Here is a 16,223-nt window from a genome sequence, read left to right as displayed (position 1 = left end):
GGCAATAATAAAACAGGGAAACAAATGGATTTCAGAATAGGACACGGATACGACGTACACGCCCTGGCCGACGGCCTGCCGCTGGTTCTGGGAGGCGTGGAGATCGCCCACAGAAAAGGGAGTGTCGCCCACTCGGACGGAGACGTGGCGATCCACGCCCTGTGCGACGCCCTGCTGGGTGCCGCGGCACTGGGCGACATCGGGCTGCACTTCCCCGACACGTCGGCCGATTTCGCCGGCATCGACTCGAAGATCCTGCTGCGCCGCGTGGCGGAACTGCTGCGCGAAAAGGGCTACGAAATCGGAAACGTGGACTGCACGATCCGCGCCCAGCAACCCAAACTGCGGCCGCACATCGACGCCATGCGCACGGCGATGGCCGGTGCGATGGGCATAGCCGTCGACAGGGTCTCGGTCAAGGCCACAACCACGGAGCATCTGGGTTTCGAAGGGCGCGAGGAGGGCATCTCTGTCTCTGCCGTGGCGTTGATCTTCCGGCCTGCGGACGGAAAATAGTCCCGGGGCCGGACCTCCAAACCGGGTCTGCGGGAGCACGACGGCATCCGCACAGGGTCAATCCATCCTGCGATACCGCGGGTCGTTCACCCGCTTGTTCCACAGCCAGCCGACATAACGCATCGTGACGTCGGGCGTCAGAAGCGTCAGCACCGTTTCGCCCGTGGCCGTAGAGGCGGCGAAATCGGCGTGGTAGAGGGCATTGCCGTCCGAAATATCGAAGGAGACCGACCACCCCCACTGCACGCGGGAGGCCCGATAGTCACGGACCGTCATCGAATCGAAATTCAGCATCTCGACATACTGGGTGATGCCCCGCTCGGTGGGCAGGTGCACCTCGACATGGTCGACAAACACCCCGAAAAAGAAGTAATCGGCATAGATCGAACGGATCATCCCGCCGGGCAGCTGCTGCATCGAGTTGGGGAAGAACATGTAGTCGCGCGACTGCACCAGCGAGTCGATCCTCGCGGCGTAGACCCGGGCCTTATAGGCCCTGCGCCGGGCGCGGTCCATCCCCGACACGGGTTCTTCGTAGACGGTCGTATGCTCCACAACCTGCACCGGAGCCTGCTGCACGGGGACGATCGTCGTCTGCGGCACACTGTCCACGGCCGAGGTTTCGAGCGTATACTGCGGAGATTGCGCGACGGCGGCACAGGCAATGAAAGAGAGTGCGCCGCAAGTGACAAGGGCAAAACGTTTCATAGGTCGGATATCGGATTGAACGGGACAAAAGCCCCCGCCGAAGCGGGGGTTTGAAAACTTCGCCGGAGCGGCAAACGGACAGCACGGCAGACACGGCAGGTGCAGCAGGCACGGCGGATGCAGCGGGCACGGCAGGCACGGCAGGCACGGCAGGCACGGCAGGTGTGGCCGTCCGGGATGGGGCCGGCAAAATGGAGTTACGTCAATAGAGCTGCGAAATGGAACCCGTATACTGCACGGGATTATACCACGGATTGGTGATCGTCAGCGTAGCCCCGCCCGTGCGGGAGAAGATTTCGAAGGTGAAGGTATAGGTCGAGGCCGAAAACAGCGAGGTCGAGAAGGTCACCATCCAGCCTTCGTGCGTCTGCTCGGTGATATAGCCCTGCAAATCGGAAACCGTGTAGTTGATGATCGTCACATAGTAAGGCGGCACATAACCCTTGATATAGGGAAGCGTGATGTCCGCCGTCCCGTCCCACAGGCCGACGTTGAACGCGGGATTCATGATCTGCCGCATCGGACCCGCAGGCTGGCGCTGGAAGGTCGACGGATTGAACTGGAAGTTGCGCGACAAGACGAGCGAATCCATGAATTTCTCGTAGTTGGCGATACGTTCCGCACGGCGTTTCTCGCGGATCTCGCGGCGTTCTTCCTTGGGCGACAGCACTTTTTTCTGTCCGATCACGGTTACGGCAGCCGCACAGAGCAGCAGCCCCACAACGATAATGACTGTTTTTTTCATGGCACATAAGGTTTGTTACGGCTATGAAAGCAAAATGTGTGCCGAACACTCTGAATGTCGAGGGAGGGTGTCTCGTGCTGTCGAAGGCCGTTCTTCACGGCCTTTGGCCGTGTTTGCAGGTCCGCCCCTCCCCTAAATCCCCTCCCCGGAGGGGGACTTAACACCACGAGAGCATGGATTTACCATACTCCCGCGGCAAAATGGACGGATTTCATCTGTGACAGCTCAGAAATCGATCGTATGGGATGCCGAAGCACTTCCATCGCCAGAAGCAGTTCGTTTAACTGCAAACGGTTCTTTTTCCCCTGCAAACGTAAATTTGAACGGTCGGATTCCCGCCCCTTACCGTAATCGTTGCTTGAAATCCGTTTGACTCCGGGCCATAAATCTGCGTCCCGCCTTTCGTTCGCTCTGTAAATGTTTTCGAACCGAGCAATTTACAAGCCGATCTTTTTGAGGAACTGACCCGTATAGCTGCCCTCGCACTGCGCCACCTCGTGCGGTGTGCCCGCAACGACGATCTCACCGCCGGCCGCCCCACCCTCGGGACCTATATCTATAATGTGGTCGGCGACCTTGATGACGTCGAGGTTGTGTTCGATGACGATGACCGTATTGCCGCGGTCGACGAGCTTGTTCAACACCTCCAGCAGCAGACGGATATCCTCGAAATGGAGGCCCGTCGTGGGTTCGTCGAGGATGTAGAGCGTGCGGCCCGTGTCGCGTTTCGAAAGCTCGGTCGAGAGCTTGATGCGCTGGCTCTCGCCGCCCGACAGCGTCGTGCAGGGCTGGCCGAGCGTGAGGTAACCCAGGCCCACCTCCTGGATGGCACGGAGCTTCTGGTAGATGTTAGGTATGTTCTCGAAGAACTCCACGGCCATGTTGACCGTCATGTTCAGTACGTCGTCGATATTTTTGCCCTTGTACTTCACTTCGAGCGTCTCGCGGTTGTAGCGGTGCCCGCCGCACGCCTTGCAACGCACGTAGACGTCGGGCAGAAAGTTCATCTCGATGGTCTGCACGCCCGCGCCGCGGCACTCCTCGCACCGGCCGCCCTTGACGTTGAACGAGAAACGCCCGGCCTTGAAGCCGCGGATCTGGGCGTCGGGCGTCATCTCGAACAGCTTGCGGATGTCGGAAAAGACGTTCGAATAGGTCGCGGGATTCGACCGCGGAGTGCGCCCGATGGGCGACTGGTCGACGACGACCAGTTTGTCGATGTGCCCGATACCCTCCGCCGCGTCGTACTCCAGCGGCTGGTCGAAGGAGCGGTAAAGCTCCCGGGAGAGGATCGGACGCAGGGTCTCGTTGATGAGCGTCGACTTGCCCGAGCCGCTGACTCCCGTCACGCAGATGAATTTGCCCAGCGGAAATTCGGCCGTGACATGCTTGAGGTTGTTGCCCCGCGCTCCGCGGATCACGATGCTCTCGCCCGTTCCCGGGCGCAAGGTTTCGGGAATCTCGATCCGCCGCCGCCCCGTGAGGTAATCGGCGGTGATGGTGTCGGAGCGGAGGATGTCGTCGAACGTCCCGGCAGCCACGATGTTGCCGCCCTTGCGTCCGGCGCGGGGGCCGACGTCGACGATGAAGTCGGCCGCACGCATCATGTCCTCGTCGTGCTCGACGACGATCACCGAGTTGCCCGCGTCGCGCAGCTCTTCGAGGCTGTGGATCAGCCGCAGGTTATCGCGCTGGTGAAGGCCGATCGACGGCTCGTCGAGGATATAGAGCACATTCACGAGCTTCGAGCCGATCTGCGTGGCGAGGCGGATGCGCTGGCTCTCGCCGCCCGACAGCGACCGCGACGAACGCGTCAGCGAGAGGTAGCCCAAGCCCACATCCATCAGGAACCGAAGGCGTTCGCGGATCTCCTTGACGATCTCCCGGGCAATCTTCCACTCCTTATCCGACAGTTGCTTTTCGAGGGTGGGGACCCACTCCGAGAATTCGGAAATAGACATGGCCGACACCTCGGCGATGTTCTTGCCGGCGACGCGGAACTGCAACGACTCCTTCCGCAGGCGCGAACCGCCGCAGACCGAACATTTGCGGTAGACAAGGAACTGGTCACGCCACTTCTGCCCGTGTTTCGAATCGTCGTCCTCGGTGCGGCCGATATATTCGGCCACGCCCTCCCACGAGAGGAACTGGCGGCCGCCCGAGGACGAGAACTCCCGCAGGTCGACCGTCAGCGGCTCGGAATCGCCGTACAGCACGGCATTCAGCGCCTCCTCGGAGAAACTTTCGACAGGGTCGTCGAGCGTGAAATCGTAACGGCGCCCCAGCATCTCCAGAATGGCGAAAAGCATGTTGTTGCGGTACTTGCCCAGAGGCCCGACGGCCCCTTCGCGCAGCGAAAGACCCGCATCGGGAATGATCTTAGCCACATCGAAGACCGCCTCCTCGCCCAGTCCGTTGCAATGCGGGCAGGCGCCCTTCGGCGAGTTGAACGAGAAGGTATGCGGTGCAGGGTCTTCGAAGGCCACGCCCGTCGAGGGGCACATCAGGTGGCGCGAGTAGAAACGCAGCTGCTCGGTTCCGTAGTCGTAGACGGCCATCGTGCCCTTGCCCTGGCGCATCGACTCCTTCAGGGAGGTCGCCAGCCGATCGCGGGACTCCTCGCTGACCGCGAGGCGGTCGACCACCAGATCGACGGTGTGGACCTTGTAGCGGTCGAGGCGCATGCCGGAGGATATTTCGCGGATCTCGCCGTCGATGCGTGCGTAGATGTAGCCCTTCTTGGCCAGCGACTCGAACAGCTCGCGGTAGTGGCCCTTGCGGCCCTTGACGATGGGGGCCATCAGGGCAATCCTGCGCCCGGAGAAGCCCGAGAGGATCAGTTCGGTGATCTGGTCGTCGGTATAGTGGACCATCTCTTCGCCCGTCACGGGCGAATAGGCCCGCGACGCCCGCGCATAGAGCAGGCGCAGGAAGTCGTTGATCTCGGTCACGGTGCCCACCGTCGAGCGGGGGTTCTTGTTGGTCGTCTTCTGCTCGATGGCCACTACGGGGCTCAATCCCGTGATCTTGTCCACATCGGGACGCTCCATCGTCCCCACGAACTGCCGTGCATAGGTCGACAGCGTCTCCATGTAGCGGCGCTGCCCCTCGGCATAGATCGTGTCGAAGGCTAGCGACGATTTGCCCGACCCCGACAGGCCGGTGACGACTACCAGTTTGCGGCGCGGAATTTCGAGGTCCACGTTCTTGAGGTTGTGAACCCGGGCGCCCAGTATTTTGATCGTATCTTCCATTTCAATGGTATATGAACGTGCGGAACGTCCGGTTTATTGGATCGCAAATCAGCATCGTGCAAAGATACGTTTTTTTTCGATACATTCTCTTCGCCGCCGTTGTTGCGGTCGGGCTTTCGCCCCAAGGGGAAGGGTCGGCAGGCCGGGGCGATCGGCACGGAGGCTTCGGCAGGCTCTATTTCAGGGTGAAATCGTCGGCATCCCGCCACACGGGGAATTTTTCGCGGAACGCCGCCAGCGCATCGGAGTCGAAGGTCTCCGTCAGCAGCTCTTCCCCGCTGCCGGCTTCGGCCATCGTGCGGCCCATGAAGTCGACCAGGGCCGAATCCCCGGCATAACGCGACGAGGGGTCCTCGCCCACGCGGTTCACCTCCGCGACGTAGCACTGGTTCTCGATGGCACGGGCACGCAGCAGCGTCCGCCACGCCTCCCGCCGAGGCGCAGGCCACGAGGCGCAGCACAGGATGGCGTCGTAGTCGCCCCGGCAGCGGCTCCAGACCGGAAAACGCAGGTCGTAGCAGACAAGCAGCAGAAACCGAAGACCGCCGTATTCGATCCGCAGGCGGCTCCGGCCGGGCGTGTAGTGGCGCGTCTCGCCGCCGGGTGCGAACAGGTGGCGCTTATCATAGCCGGCAGATTCGCCCGAAGGTTTCACGAAATACATGCGGTTGTAGAAACGTCCGTTTTCGGCAACGGCAACGCTGCCCGCGACCGCCTTGCCGTATCGGGAGGCCCAGCGCCGCAGGGTCGTGACGACAGCCCCGTCGGTCCGATCGGCCACTCCGGCGGGATCGGTCGTGAAGCCCGTGGCGAACATTTCGGGCAGCACCACAAGATCCGCAGCGGCCGCAGTGACCAGCGGTTCGAGCCGCGCGAGGTTCCGCGCGGGTTGTTCCCAGGCGATGTCGCACTGGCAGAGGGCGATGCGGAGTTTCATGAAAATCAGAGTCGGTAGACGGTAAGTAACGAAGCGCGGTCGCGCTGGTGGAAAAGAGTCACCCGGCAGGGCACGAAGTCCGACGCCGCACAATGCCACAGGTCGACGAACTGCTGGGGGTTGCGCTCCAGGAGCGGGAACCACGAACTCTGCACCTGCACCATGATCCGGTGTCCGGCGCGGAAGGTGTGCGCGATGTCGGTCGTGCGGAAAGGCACCCTCTCGGGACTGCCCGGAACGAAGGCTTTCGGGTGGGCGAAACCGTCGCGGTAGCGGCCGCGCACGACATCGCCGCGGACGAGCATCTGCATTCCCGCATGTTCGCCCCCGTCCCCGTCGGGGAAAACATCGATCAGCTTCACGACGAAATCGGCATCGGTGGTCGAAAGGGCCACCTCCAGAGTCGCCTCGACCGGTCCGGCAAGCGTCACATCCTCGGTCAGCGGCTCGGTCACGAACGTCAGCACGTCCCCGCGCCCCCCGAGGAAGCGCTGGTCGGCGATCATATACTCCCGGAGACGCCGTGCAGCGGAGTGTTCGGTATACGGCACGGGGTCGGACGGATCGGAGGTATAGCTCGTCGACGAGGATTTGGCCTCGGGCCGCTGCGTGTCGAGGCGCCCGCCTTCGGTCAGGTAGAGGGTCAGCCTGCGGACCTGCGGGGGCGTCCAGCGGTCGAACGTGTGCCAGCGGCCGTCGCCCGAGGTGAAAACTGCCACGGGCGGCAAGCGGTCGACGGTGTCGCGCGCCCAGAGGTAGCAGTCGAAAAAGGGGGCCTCGAAGTGCTCCATATAGTAGGCGCCGGAGGCCTCCGCCCCGAAATCGAAGTCGCCCAGCCGGCGCCCCTCGCCGCGCCACGCCCCGTGGGCCCACGGCCCGACGACCAGGTGGAGCGGGGTCCGGGCACTCTGCCGCAGGACCGATTTGTAGAGGTTCCAGGCTCCGTAGCAGTCCTCGGCATCGAACGTGCCACCCACGATCAGCATCGCGGGACGGATGTTGTAGCAGACCCGGCGCGTATCGCGCATGCGCCACCACTCATCGTAGTCGGCGTGAGCGGCCAACTCCTCCCAAAAGGGATTGGGCGCCAGCAGTTGCGTCAGATCGGCCCGCGCAGGGTGCTCCGCCAGGAAGAATGTGCGCTCGTCGGGGGTCACCGTCAGCGGGCGCCGCGGCATGGTCTCCGTGGGGGTATGTCCGGCAGGAGCATTCATCGAATTGAGAAACCGCACGGCGTCGCTCAGCATCAGCACGCCGTTGTGGTGGAGATCGTCGCCCATATACCAGTCCGTAACGGGGGCCTGCGGCGATATGGCCTTCACGGCCGGATGTCCGCTCAGACCGCCCATCAGGGCGTAGAAGCCCGGGTAGGAGCATCCCGCGAAACCCACACGGCCGTTGTTGCCGGGGATATTCTCCACCAGCCAGTCCACCGTGTCGTAGCTGTCCGTCGTCTCGTCCACGCTGCCGAAGCCCGCCGGGCGCACGTGCATGAACGCACCCTCGCTCATGTAGCGACCCCGGACATCCTGCCGGACGATGATGTAGCCGCGGTCGACGTAGCTGCGCATGTAACCCGCCCCGAAGTTGTCGGGAAACCGACCCTCGCCGTAAGGACCCGTACCGTAAGGCGTCCGGAAAATGATTATCGGGGCCTTGCCGGGAGCCTTGGGGGTGAAGACCGTGGTGTGCAGGTGAACGCTGTCGCGCATGGCGATGCGGTATTCAGCCTTGTCGTAGAGCGAGTCGACCGGCTGGGCGCACAGGGAGCCCGCCACCGGCAGCACCGCCCAGAGCAGGAACAGGAATCGGCGCAGTTTCATCATTTCGAGAGATTTTTGCGTTTCGTAAAGATACGGTTTTTCGGGCAATCCGCAAAACGTCCGTCCCGCAAGCCGGGAAATACGCAGCATCTTCAGGCGGCGGGAGCCGCGAAGTTTGGATTCGGCGGAAAATAAACGTACTTTTGCAGCACTGATACCGAAAAGACATGTTGAAAGCAGGACGCATACAAACCCTCACCGTAAGCCGCATCTCGGAATACGGCCTATACCTCGCCGACGAGGAGCAGAACGAAGTGCTGCTCCCCAACCGATACACTTCGCTGACGGACAAGGTCGGCGACCAGAAGGAGGTATTCCTCTACCACGACTCGGAGGACCGTCTCGTGGCGACAACCGAAACCCCGCTGCTGCGCGAAGGCGAAGCCGGCTATCTGCGCGTGGTGGACAAGACGGCCCACGGCGCATTCCTCGACTGGGGTCTGCACGGAAAGGACCTGTTCCTCCCCAACCGCAACCAGCAGGGCGGCATTCTGGCCGGGCACAGCTACATCGTCTACCTCTACGAAGACAACATCACGGGACGCTGCGTGGCGACGACCAAACTCAAGAGTTTCATAAACAACGACCTGATTTCGGTGAAACCCCGGCAGGAGGTCGCCCTGCTGGTGGCCTCGGAGTGCGAAATCGGATTCCGCGTGATCATCGAGAACCGCCACTGGGGCATGATCTACCACAACCAGATCTTCCGTCCCGTGGCCGTCGGCGACCGGCTGAAAGGATACGTCAGCCGCATCACCGAAGACAACCGCATCGATGTGTGTCTCCAGCTGACGGGATTCGCCCAGGTCAAGGATGCGGCGGAGGTGCTGCTCCGGCTGGTTCGGGAAAACGGAGGGTTCCTGCCCCTGAACGACGACAGCGCTCCCGAAGAGGTGACGCGTCTCACGGGAACAAGCAAAAAGGTCTTCAAACGCTCGCTGGGCGTGCTCCTCAAGCGAGGCGCGGTCGAAGTCGGCGAAAAAGGCATCAAAATCCGGAACCATGGCGAAGATTAACACCGCAGAGCGCGTTTCGGCGGAAGCATCGGACAATTTCGTGTTCCAGCGCTCGCTGCTGGCCTACCACGCCGCAGCGGCACGCATCGGGGGCGATGTACTCGAAATCGGGACCGGAGCCGGATACGGCATCGAGGTCGTGGCACCCCGGGCCCGGAGGTTCGTCACCATCGACAAGCACGTCCCGGACCCGGCACTGCTCGACAGGCCCAACGTCGAATTCCGGCAGGCGGTGGTCCCGCCGCTGGACTTCCCCGAGGGGAGTTTCGACTGCGTGATCTCGTTCCAGGTGATCGAGCACATCAAACGCGATGCGGAATTCGTGCGCGAGATACACCGGGTACTGCGCCCCGGAGGCCGCTTCATCGCGACAACCCCCAACGCCCCGATGTCGCTCACCCGCAACCCGTGGCACGTGCGCGAATACACGGCCGAACAGTTCCGCGAACTGCTCGCCGGGTGTTTCTCGCAGATCGAGGCCCTCGGGGTCTTCGGCAACGAAAAGGTGATGGACTACTACGCCGAAAACCGCCGCAGCGTCGAGCGCATCACGCGCTTCGATCCGCTCGATCTCCAGCACCGTCTGCCGCGCTGGATGCTGCAGATCCCCTACGACATTCTCAACCGCATGAACCGCCGCAGGCTCCTCCGGGAAAACACCGGGCTGACCAACTCGATCCGCAGGGACGACTACCGCATCGAGCCGGTGGGAGACGGCTGTTTCGACCTGTTCTACATCGCACGGAAATAAACGAGGGAGGTTTTCGAAAACCTCCTCGCTGTTACGGGCTACGGCAGCCTGACCCCGAGACTCTGACCCGCGCGGAGCCTCTTGCGGACGATCTCCCGCCCGCCCTGCGTCACGGAAACCTCCATCCCCCGGGCCGCACGGCGCACCTCGATGTCGAACTCCGAGCCGAAGGCCCGCACGTTGCGCAGATTCATGTGGTCCCACGCCGCGGGCAGACGCGGGGTCAGGTCAAACGACCGCATTCCCGTCGGGCGGATTCCGAACACGCCCTCGGTCAGGATGCGGCAGTAGAGGCCGCTCTCGGCCGAAAGATGACGCTGGGAACCTTCGGGCCACGCCTCGATGGCGTAGGGAACATGGTCGCCCAGCAGACGCTCCCCGGAATAGTAGGACAGATAGTCGGTGGCCTTCTCGGTCTCGCCCGCGGCATAGACCCCGCGCAGGGCGTAGAGCGTCGTCCGGTCCCAGAAGGTCTTGTCGCCCGACCGGGTCAGCAGGCCGTTTTCGGTCCACAGTTTCGGCGAGAAAAGCGCCTCGATGGTCGCCTCCTTCCGCTCGTCGATGCCGACGATCAGCGGAATGCAGATCCACGAGCGCAGGCGGTCGTTGCCCGTATAATAGCGGTAGGTGTCGAAACCCTCGACCATGCCCCCGAAATGGAGATCGATGTTTTTCCGCAACACGGCGGCCTGACGTTCGTATGCGGCCAGCTGCCGGGCAGGCTTATGCAGCTCGCGGCCCAGCATGGCGGCCGAGAGCAGCGCGTCGTAATAAAGCGACGAGGTGCACAGATTGGCATCCCCGGCCGGAAAGCGTCCCTCCAGTTCGTCCGAATCGGAGGCCACCACGCCGTCGTCGGTCAGCTGCCGGCGGCAGTACTCCAGGCACCACTCCACCAACGGCCACAATTCGGCGGCTTCGGCCGCATCGCCGTACGCCAGCGCATAACGCGCCGCACCGTAGGCGATCATGGCCGCATCGCCGCGGTCCCCGGCACCGTTCCAGGTGTCGGTCCCTTCGGCGATGATCGAGCTGGGAATCGGCCGGTAGTCGGGATTCATGTAGCGGGCGAAATAGCCGAACGAGCAGAGCGCCGAGCGGTTGCCCCGGTCGTAGCCCAGGAAGGGGAAGAAGGGGTTGACGTACTCGGCCTGGTCGTTGGCCCAGATCGCGGCATAGTAATATTCGCCGCCGGGGCAGTGCATCAGGCCACCCCGGGTGTCGAAGATGCTCTCCGCGGCACGGATCTTCGCAAAGGCGAACATGGCGTCGATCACGGGATCGGAGGTCTCCAGCACCAGATTGCGCTGCCATTCGGCCACCAGTGCGCGGCGTTTGGCAAGTTCCGCATCGACATCCAGCCTCAGGGCTTCATCTCCGGGCCGGCCGCCGCTGAAAAAGGCCCCGAAGGAGACCGAGGCACGCGGAGCGAGCATCAGCGCCGTGTCGCCGCAGATCTCGGCAACCAGTTCGTAGCTGCCCTCCACGCCCTTTTCCGGGGCTGTCCGGATCACCGAACGCGCCCGGGGAATCTCGACGTAAAGCGGCTCGTCGCCCGTATTCTCCAGGGTATATTTTTCGCAGAAAGCGGCCGCATCGACCGACGGGAAAAGGACACGCGTCAGCGAAAGCGAGCCATTGACCGCCGTCCAGTCGCTCTTGACGGTCATCGTACCGTCGAGCCCGATCCAGCGGACCTGCTCCTGCTGGAGGCATTTTTCATTGACCGAAAGCATCCGGGGAACATCCCACGCGAAACGCCGCATCAACGAGGCGTGCGTATTGTTGGGAACGGTGCGCAGCATCGGCCACACCAGGCTGCGTTCGAAGAGAAAACCACCGTCGGTATCGACGCCGTAGCGCAGGACGGTCGAAACACGCAGGCCGCTCATTTCGATATGGTCCCGGTGCGAATCGCCCTCGCGGACATGCCACACGATGGCCGTGCTGTCGGGAATTACCGCCCAGCGGGTTTGATCGGCAAGGGCGGGTGTCGTCAGGCTGCAGAGAAAAAGCAGGAAAAAGCAACTGATTCGGGTCATGGAATCGGGTTTTCGTTTGGTTTTAACAAGTTGTATTGTTTCGAAGCGTAACAAAAATACGATAAAAAACGGACTCCGCAAAACACGACGGCCCGGATTTCGCGCAACGCCGCCCGCCGGAGCAGGCAAAATCGGTACGGCACAAAGGGGACCAATTTTTTTGCCGAACAAAGCAATGGTTACCAGACATATAAGAACTCAGGGACGATGTTTTAACGAATTTTCTTTGTTTTTCTCGTTTTTTTTATACTTTTGCAAATCAGCCACGATGAATTAACCCTCCCCCTTGAGGAGAACTAAAATGCTGACAATTGGGAACTTAAAAATATTCTAACTATGTATTGGACGCTTGAATTGGCATCGAAACTCGAAGATGCCCCCTGGCCTGCAACGAAAGATGAACTGATCGACTATGCAGTACGTTCGGGTGCGCCGCTCGAAGTGCTCGAAAACCTGCAGGAAATAGAAGACGAAGGCGAAATCTACGAATCGATCGAAGACATCTGGCCCGACTACCCTTCCAAGGACGACTTCTTCTTCAATGAGGAAGAATATTAGTCGGGAGATTCGATAGCGAATTATTTAAATACCTGCTAATCTGTACGATTAGCAGGTATTTATTTGTTTGTATGGACAGTACGTCTGACCGCCTCAAATGGTGAGGTTTGTTTGGATAAAATACATTTTTTGGAGGAAAAATCGGGATTTGTTTGTCTGAAATACATCAGTTTTAGTTCTCCTCAGGAATATAATATTCTTGAACTGTATCGGAAAGATGCCGAACAGCAGGAACAGGCTGTGCAGCGAAATACACTGGTGGATTATCAGGAGCTTAAACGGCAGCGACAGGATAATGTGCGGCTTAAGTATCTCAACGAGAATCAGACTGCACTGATGCAGGAGTTTCTCGACCAGTTGACGGAGCCGTCTGTCCGGGAGCGGATCTTCTCCATCGCAGATGCACTGATTAGCGGGCAGCTTGTAGCTGTTTCATACGGTGGGAGGAACCCTGATTCCGGCCTTTGCTGGGACGGGCGCAGACCGGATGAGGAGGAAGAGGCGTATAGGAAGAGGTGGAGTCTGCTTTATGCTATCCGAACGGTCAATAGACCATACAAAAAGTCAATACACAGATAAAGAAAGGCATCTATTCATTCCGAATAGATGCCTTTTCAATTTAACAAACCATTATCTTCTTTTGCAGCCGTACAGAATAATTTTCAGAAATGATCCAAACAGTAGTTTTGAGAATCGGGCGGAAAGTTCTACAGAACTCTCGAAACAAGAAGGAATTACACATAATGATACGGACATCTATGTATAAATTGATATCAGATATTACGTTAGGGGCATTTACGAATCAAAAATTCGTTTCCACTCTTCATTTGGCATTATACGGAAGGTGCTGATGATTACCAACAACATATTTCTAATTGTACACTGATGATCTGTATTTTCTGTAAAGACTGGTATTCGATTGGAATCAGGTTCTGCAAGTCTATGGTATTATTGTTAGCAAGTTCTTCTAAAGAGTATCTTTTCAATATAACCGATAACGTGTTAGTAATAGGTTGATTAAATTGACTGATTGTGAGAATCTTTAGATCCAATAATATGCTGTTGTTTTGAATGACGGTTACGCGACTGGATGGTGCAAGTTGTTTCGTGGAACATACTTGCTGCCGGTTAAGCCACCGAAAGTCCCTACTAAAATAACATTTTGTGAAGATCTCTTTATGATATGATCAACATGGGTAGTATCTGCAGATTTTACATCACCATTTATTCTGTCCCGCAGAAATGTCTCATCTGCATTGCTTGCATGTCTTGTTAGGTCGCTTGGCTCGGTATCACAAACAAAAAAACCTTGCACCGTCGAAACATCCCATTTGGATTAGGTTATACGCAATATTATATCCACCATTACCTACGGCAATCACAGTTATGTCGGAGTCGTTTTTCTGAACATCGCTTCTTTTTTGAGTCTTGCGCCATATATGCTTATGCATTAAGCGGCTAAATATTTGAAGAGTTTCCTGCTACACAGGTTTAAATTACCATTGATTTCCGTATTATTCGAACTGGTTGCTATTGTATTTTAATCCCACCAATGCAGGATGTTTTCTTTTAACAGTCTGAACAACAAACAATAGGCTTTTTTATAGCGAACTTCCTGTTTTTCTCCCAGATAAAATGTTGTGGCGCAGAATCGTACTTCAAAACGTTTTTTGTTTTTGAGATTGACATGCGCAGGAAGATACTCCATATCCTTTCCTTCATTTCCATTTTTAAGAACAATTTGCAGCAGTCGGCTGGCCAATTCCATTTGTGAGCGAATATAATCGCCATTCATTCCGTGTGAGAATTGACGCCAATAGTCGATCATTCGATCGATTTGAAATTTCAGTACCAAGAAAATTCCATCATGATCACAATCTGCTCCGCTGTTACGGATGAAATGCTGCCATTGGTAGTATTTCTGCCGATGGATCAAATCTTGATAATCGGCCCAATCTTCCCGGGACATGTCATGACGACACCAGCGATAATAATTTTCACAATCTTCCTCTATGCTTGTATCGTCTACAGGACATACGCCGACAGGTTCCCAATGTATATTGTTTGCCGCCATGAATGCATAAGACATCTTTTTGCTGAGCGGATGCTTGTCCCATTCGAGTTGTTCTTCAGCTCGCTCTTCCCGATGTTTCCTCTGCCACACCTCTTCCAGATGAACCAGACGACGTTCATTCTCCGACAAAGGAGCAAGGTCCTGCGTGACATTTGAAGCAATCCCATTTTCCAGCAAATGTTTGTTCCCGTCGTTTGAGCCATTATATGTTTCGTAGCGACAGGCCAGAATCGTTTTTCCGCATTTGCGGGCAAAATCAATAGCATGCATTACCGGACTTTTCATGGCTGCATGTACCACTACAATCGGATTGGCTAGTGCCACTTGAAGACGGGCACACGCAATACGATGGGAAGTGGTCGCTTTTGTGCCGGGTGGTTGTTCCGATAGTAACAAACCGCCTTGCTTTAGGATGGGCGTACATAAAGTGTTTCCAAGGGCAATGTCCAATCCTGTCGCGACAATCGCAATTATCCGTTCCCAAGCCGCCACGCATCCTTGGCTCAAATTGCTGACTATGACGTAGTCATCATTCTCAAATTCATCGGCAAAGTCTAGTGTTCTGTTGAGCGCTTTACGAGAGCCGATGATCGCCACCATTTTCGTATGGCGTAACAACTCTATATTTCCGTAAGCATAAATTCTCGGCGGCATTTCATCACCCAATACCCGGAATGCCCATGGATAGCGAGAATCCGTCTGTTCAATAGTGGTTATTCCAAGGTTCGATTGTATCATTTACCCCTGATTAAATTATGTTTTATCTCGATGTAAAGATCAGAAGTTGTTAGGCTAAATTACGGCACAGTGTATCGTAAATAATTAAAATATGAGCATTTAATAAAAAATTCCTCTTCCTGCAATTAGGAAGAGGAATCGTATGATAGAACTTAGATTGGGATATTCCGGCGAATCGAAGTATTTATATATATTTTTTCGCCAATTCCGTCAAGGCTGCGACATGTTCCGTTTCTGATTTACCTTGCGGATGTTCTGTCCCGATGAAAACAGTATCTCCGATTTTGTAGACAATGGCTTTGTATTTGGACCAATTTTTCTCTTCATGAACTACCGGCTCCTCATCGCTGTTCACACTGCACAGGAAATCATAATCCCAGTTCTTCCCGGTGAGCAATATCACAACCTTTGGCCGCAGGACAGACAATTCCTGCTTGAATATCTCAAAACAGAGGTTTCCCTGTTTCTTGCACAACGCATCGGACGGATTCGAGCCATCCGGAGACAGTTTGTAAAGATTGTCCCACGCAATATGTTCATACCAGTCCGACTGCTGGCCAATCACCCCCTGTGTAACGTTCCGGATAACCCGCCAGAATGCGGATCTTTTCCAATAATTCTCCACCCACTTCATCTGGTTAGGGCGGGCAAATACCTGCGATTCGCAACTATCCGTAAACAGCCGTTCGGTATCCCGGTCGTCGACGGCCCATCCGTAAGTTGCACGCCCGACGAACAGCATGCCTCCGGGTTGGTATTTTTCTCCCCATTGCAAGCAAAATGTCGTGTAGCTTTGTTCTTGATCGACTTCTGACAATTCCTCGTATATAGGATAGATGGCTGCTTTCAAGGATTCTTTTATGCCCATAATAAAAAATTTTAGTTAATGCTTAAAACATGTCGACGATTTGAAGTTAAACTAATATATTAATACTTCGTTAAATTTGTAACTAATCCGTTGAAAATAAACACGTTAATTAATAAAGTTTAGCAGAATAAAATAGGCCAAGTAGCTGATTTTCAGTATCTTTAATGGTATTCCACCACACATTAAAGCAATG

The 16,223-nt window shown here is 57.1% G+C and carries 13 protein-coding genes; 5 read left to right on the top strand and 8 right to left on the bottom strand.

What is annotated here, in order from left to right:
• The first annotated feature begins 24 nt into the window (after positions 1–24).
• Positions 25–516, top strand: a complete 492-nt coding sequence (ispF, locus tag QZ460_RS08320; RefSeq protein ID WP_290541114.1) for a 2-C-methyl-D-erythritol 2,4-cyclodiphosphate synthase — start codon at positions 25–27, stop codon at positions 514–516.
• 57 nt (positions 517–573) lie between these two features.
• Here the strand turns inward: ispF and QZ460_RS08315 are convergent, their stop codons facing one another.
• The 5 genes from QZ460_RS08315 to QZ460_RS08295 all read right to left on the bottom strand — a co-directional run bounded on the left by QZ460_RS08315 (position 574) and on the right by QZ460_RS08295 (position 7,983).
• Positions 574–1,224 (bottom strand): hypothetical protein, encoded by a 651-nt coding sequence (locus QZ460_RS08315; protein WP_290541113.1) that lies wholly within the window; start codon positions 1,222–1,224, stop codon positions 574–576.
• 202 nt (positions 1,225–1,426) lie between these two features.
• Complete coding sequence (locus QZ460_RS08310) at positions 1,427–1,969, bottom strand: DUF4251 domain-containing protein (RefSeq protein WP_290541112.1); 543 nt, start codon at positions 1,967–1,969, stop codon at positions 1,427–1,429.
• Positions 1,970–2,406: 437 nt separating this feature from the next.
• The gene (gene uvrA / locus QZ460_RS08305; RefSeq protein ID WP_290541111.1) at positions 2,407–5,223 is read right to left on the bottom strand and encodes an excinuclease ABC subunit UvrA; all 2,817 of its coding nucleotides are present in this window, start codon (positions 5,221–5,223) and stop codon (positions 2,407–2,409) included.
• Positions 5,224–5,398: 175 nt separating this feature from the next.
• Entirely contained in the window at positions 5,399–6,160 is a 762-nt protein-coding gene (locus tag QZ460_RS08300; protein WP_290541110.1) for a nitrilase family protein, read from the bottom strand.
• A 5-nt stretch (positions 6,161–6,165) separates the two neighbouring features.
• Entirely contained in the window at positions 6,166–7,983 is a 1,818-nt protein-coding gene (locus QZ460_RS08295) for a CocE/NonD family hydrolase (protein WP_290541166.1), read from the bottom strand.
• A gap of 167 nt (positions 7,984–8,150) precedes the next feature.
• Between QZ460_RS08295 and QZ460_RS08290 the strand changes: the two genes are divergently transcribed.
• The gene (locus tag QZ460_RS08290; protein ID WP_290541109.1) at positions 8,151–8,999 is read left to right on the top strand and encodes a S1-like domain-containing RNA-binding protein; all 849 of its coding nucleotides are present in this window, start codon (positions 8,151–8,153) and stop codon (positions 8,997–8,999) included.
• Complete coding sequence (locus QZ460_RS08285; RefSeq protein ID WP_290541108.1) at positions 8,986–9,750, top strand: class I SAM-dependent methyltransferase; 765 nt, start codon at positions 8,986–8,988, stop codon at positions 9,748–9,750. Before QZ460_RS08290 ends, QZ460_RS08285 begins: the two co-directional genes overlap by 14 nt.
• Before the next feature lie 38 nt (positions 9,751–9,788).
• On the opposite strand, the gene QZ460_RS08280 is transcribed toward QZ460_RS08285, so the two are convergent.
• A complete protein-coding gene (locus QZ460_RS08280) occupies positions 9,789–11,792 on the bottom strand; it encodes a hypothetical protein (protein ID WP_290541107.1) in 2,004 nt (667 codons plus the stop codon).
• Positions 11,793–12,128: 336 nt separating this feature from the next.
• On the opposite strand from QZ460_RS08280, the gene QZ460_RS08275 reads away from it, so the two are divergent.
• A complete protein-coding gene (locus tag QZ460_RS08275) occupies positions 12,129–12,350 on the top strand; it encodes a DUF2795 domain-containing protein (protein ID WP_009597992.1) in 222 nt (73 codons plus the stop codon).
• 111 nt (positions 12,351–12,461) lie between these two features.
• Positions 12,462–12,929: a hypothetical protein gene (locus QZ460_RS08270; protein WP_290541106.1), complete on the top strand. Its 468-nt coding sequence runs from the start codon at positions 12,462–12,464 to the stop codon at positions 12,927–12,929.
• A 961-nt stretch (positions 12,930–13,890) separates the two neighbouring features.
• Here the strand turns inward: QZ460_RS08270 and QZ460_RS08265 are convergent.
• Together QZ460_RS08265 and QZ460_RS08260 are read right to left on the bottom strand one after the other, a co-directional pair.
• Entirely contained in the window at positions 13,891–15,162 is a 1,272-nt protein-coding gene (locus tag QZ460_RS08265) for a DNA-processing protein DprA (RefSeq protein WP_290541105.1), read from the bottom strand.
• A gap of 184 nt (positions 15,163–15,346) precedes the next feature.
• Positions 15,347–16,030, bottom strand: coding sequence for a hypothetical protein (locus QZ460_RS08260; RefSeq protein ID WP_290541104.1), 684 nt, complete (start codon positions 16,028–16,030; stop codon positions 15,347–15,349).
• Positions 16,031–16,223: the final 193 nt, after the last annotated feature.

Origin of the sequence: Alistipes sp., assembly GCF_020026455.1 — a bacterium.
Classification (GTDB): Bacteria; Bacteroidota; Bacteroidia; order Bacteroidales; family Rikenellaceae; genus Alistipes.
This window is presented reverse-complemented; position numbering and strand designations above follow the sequence as displayed.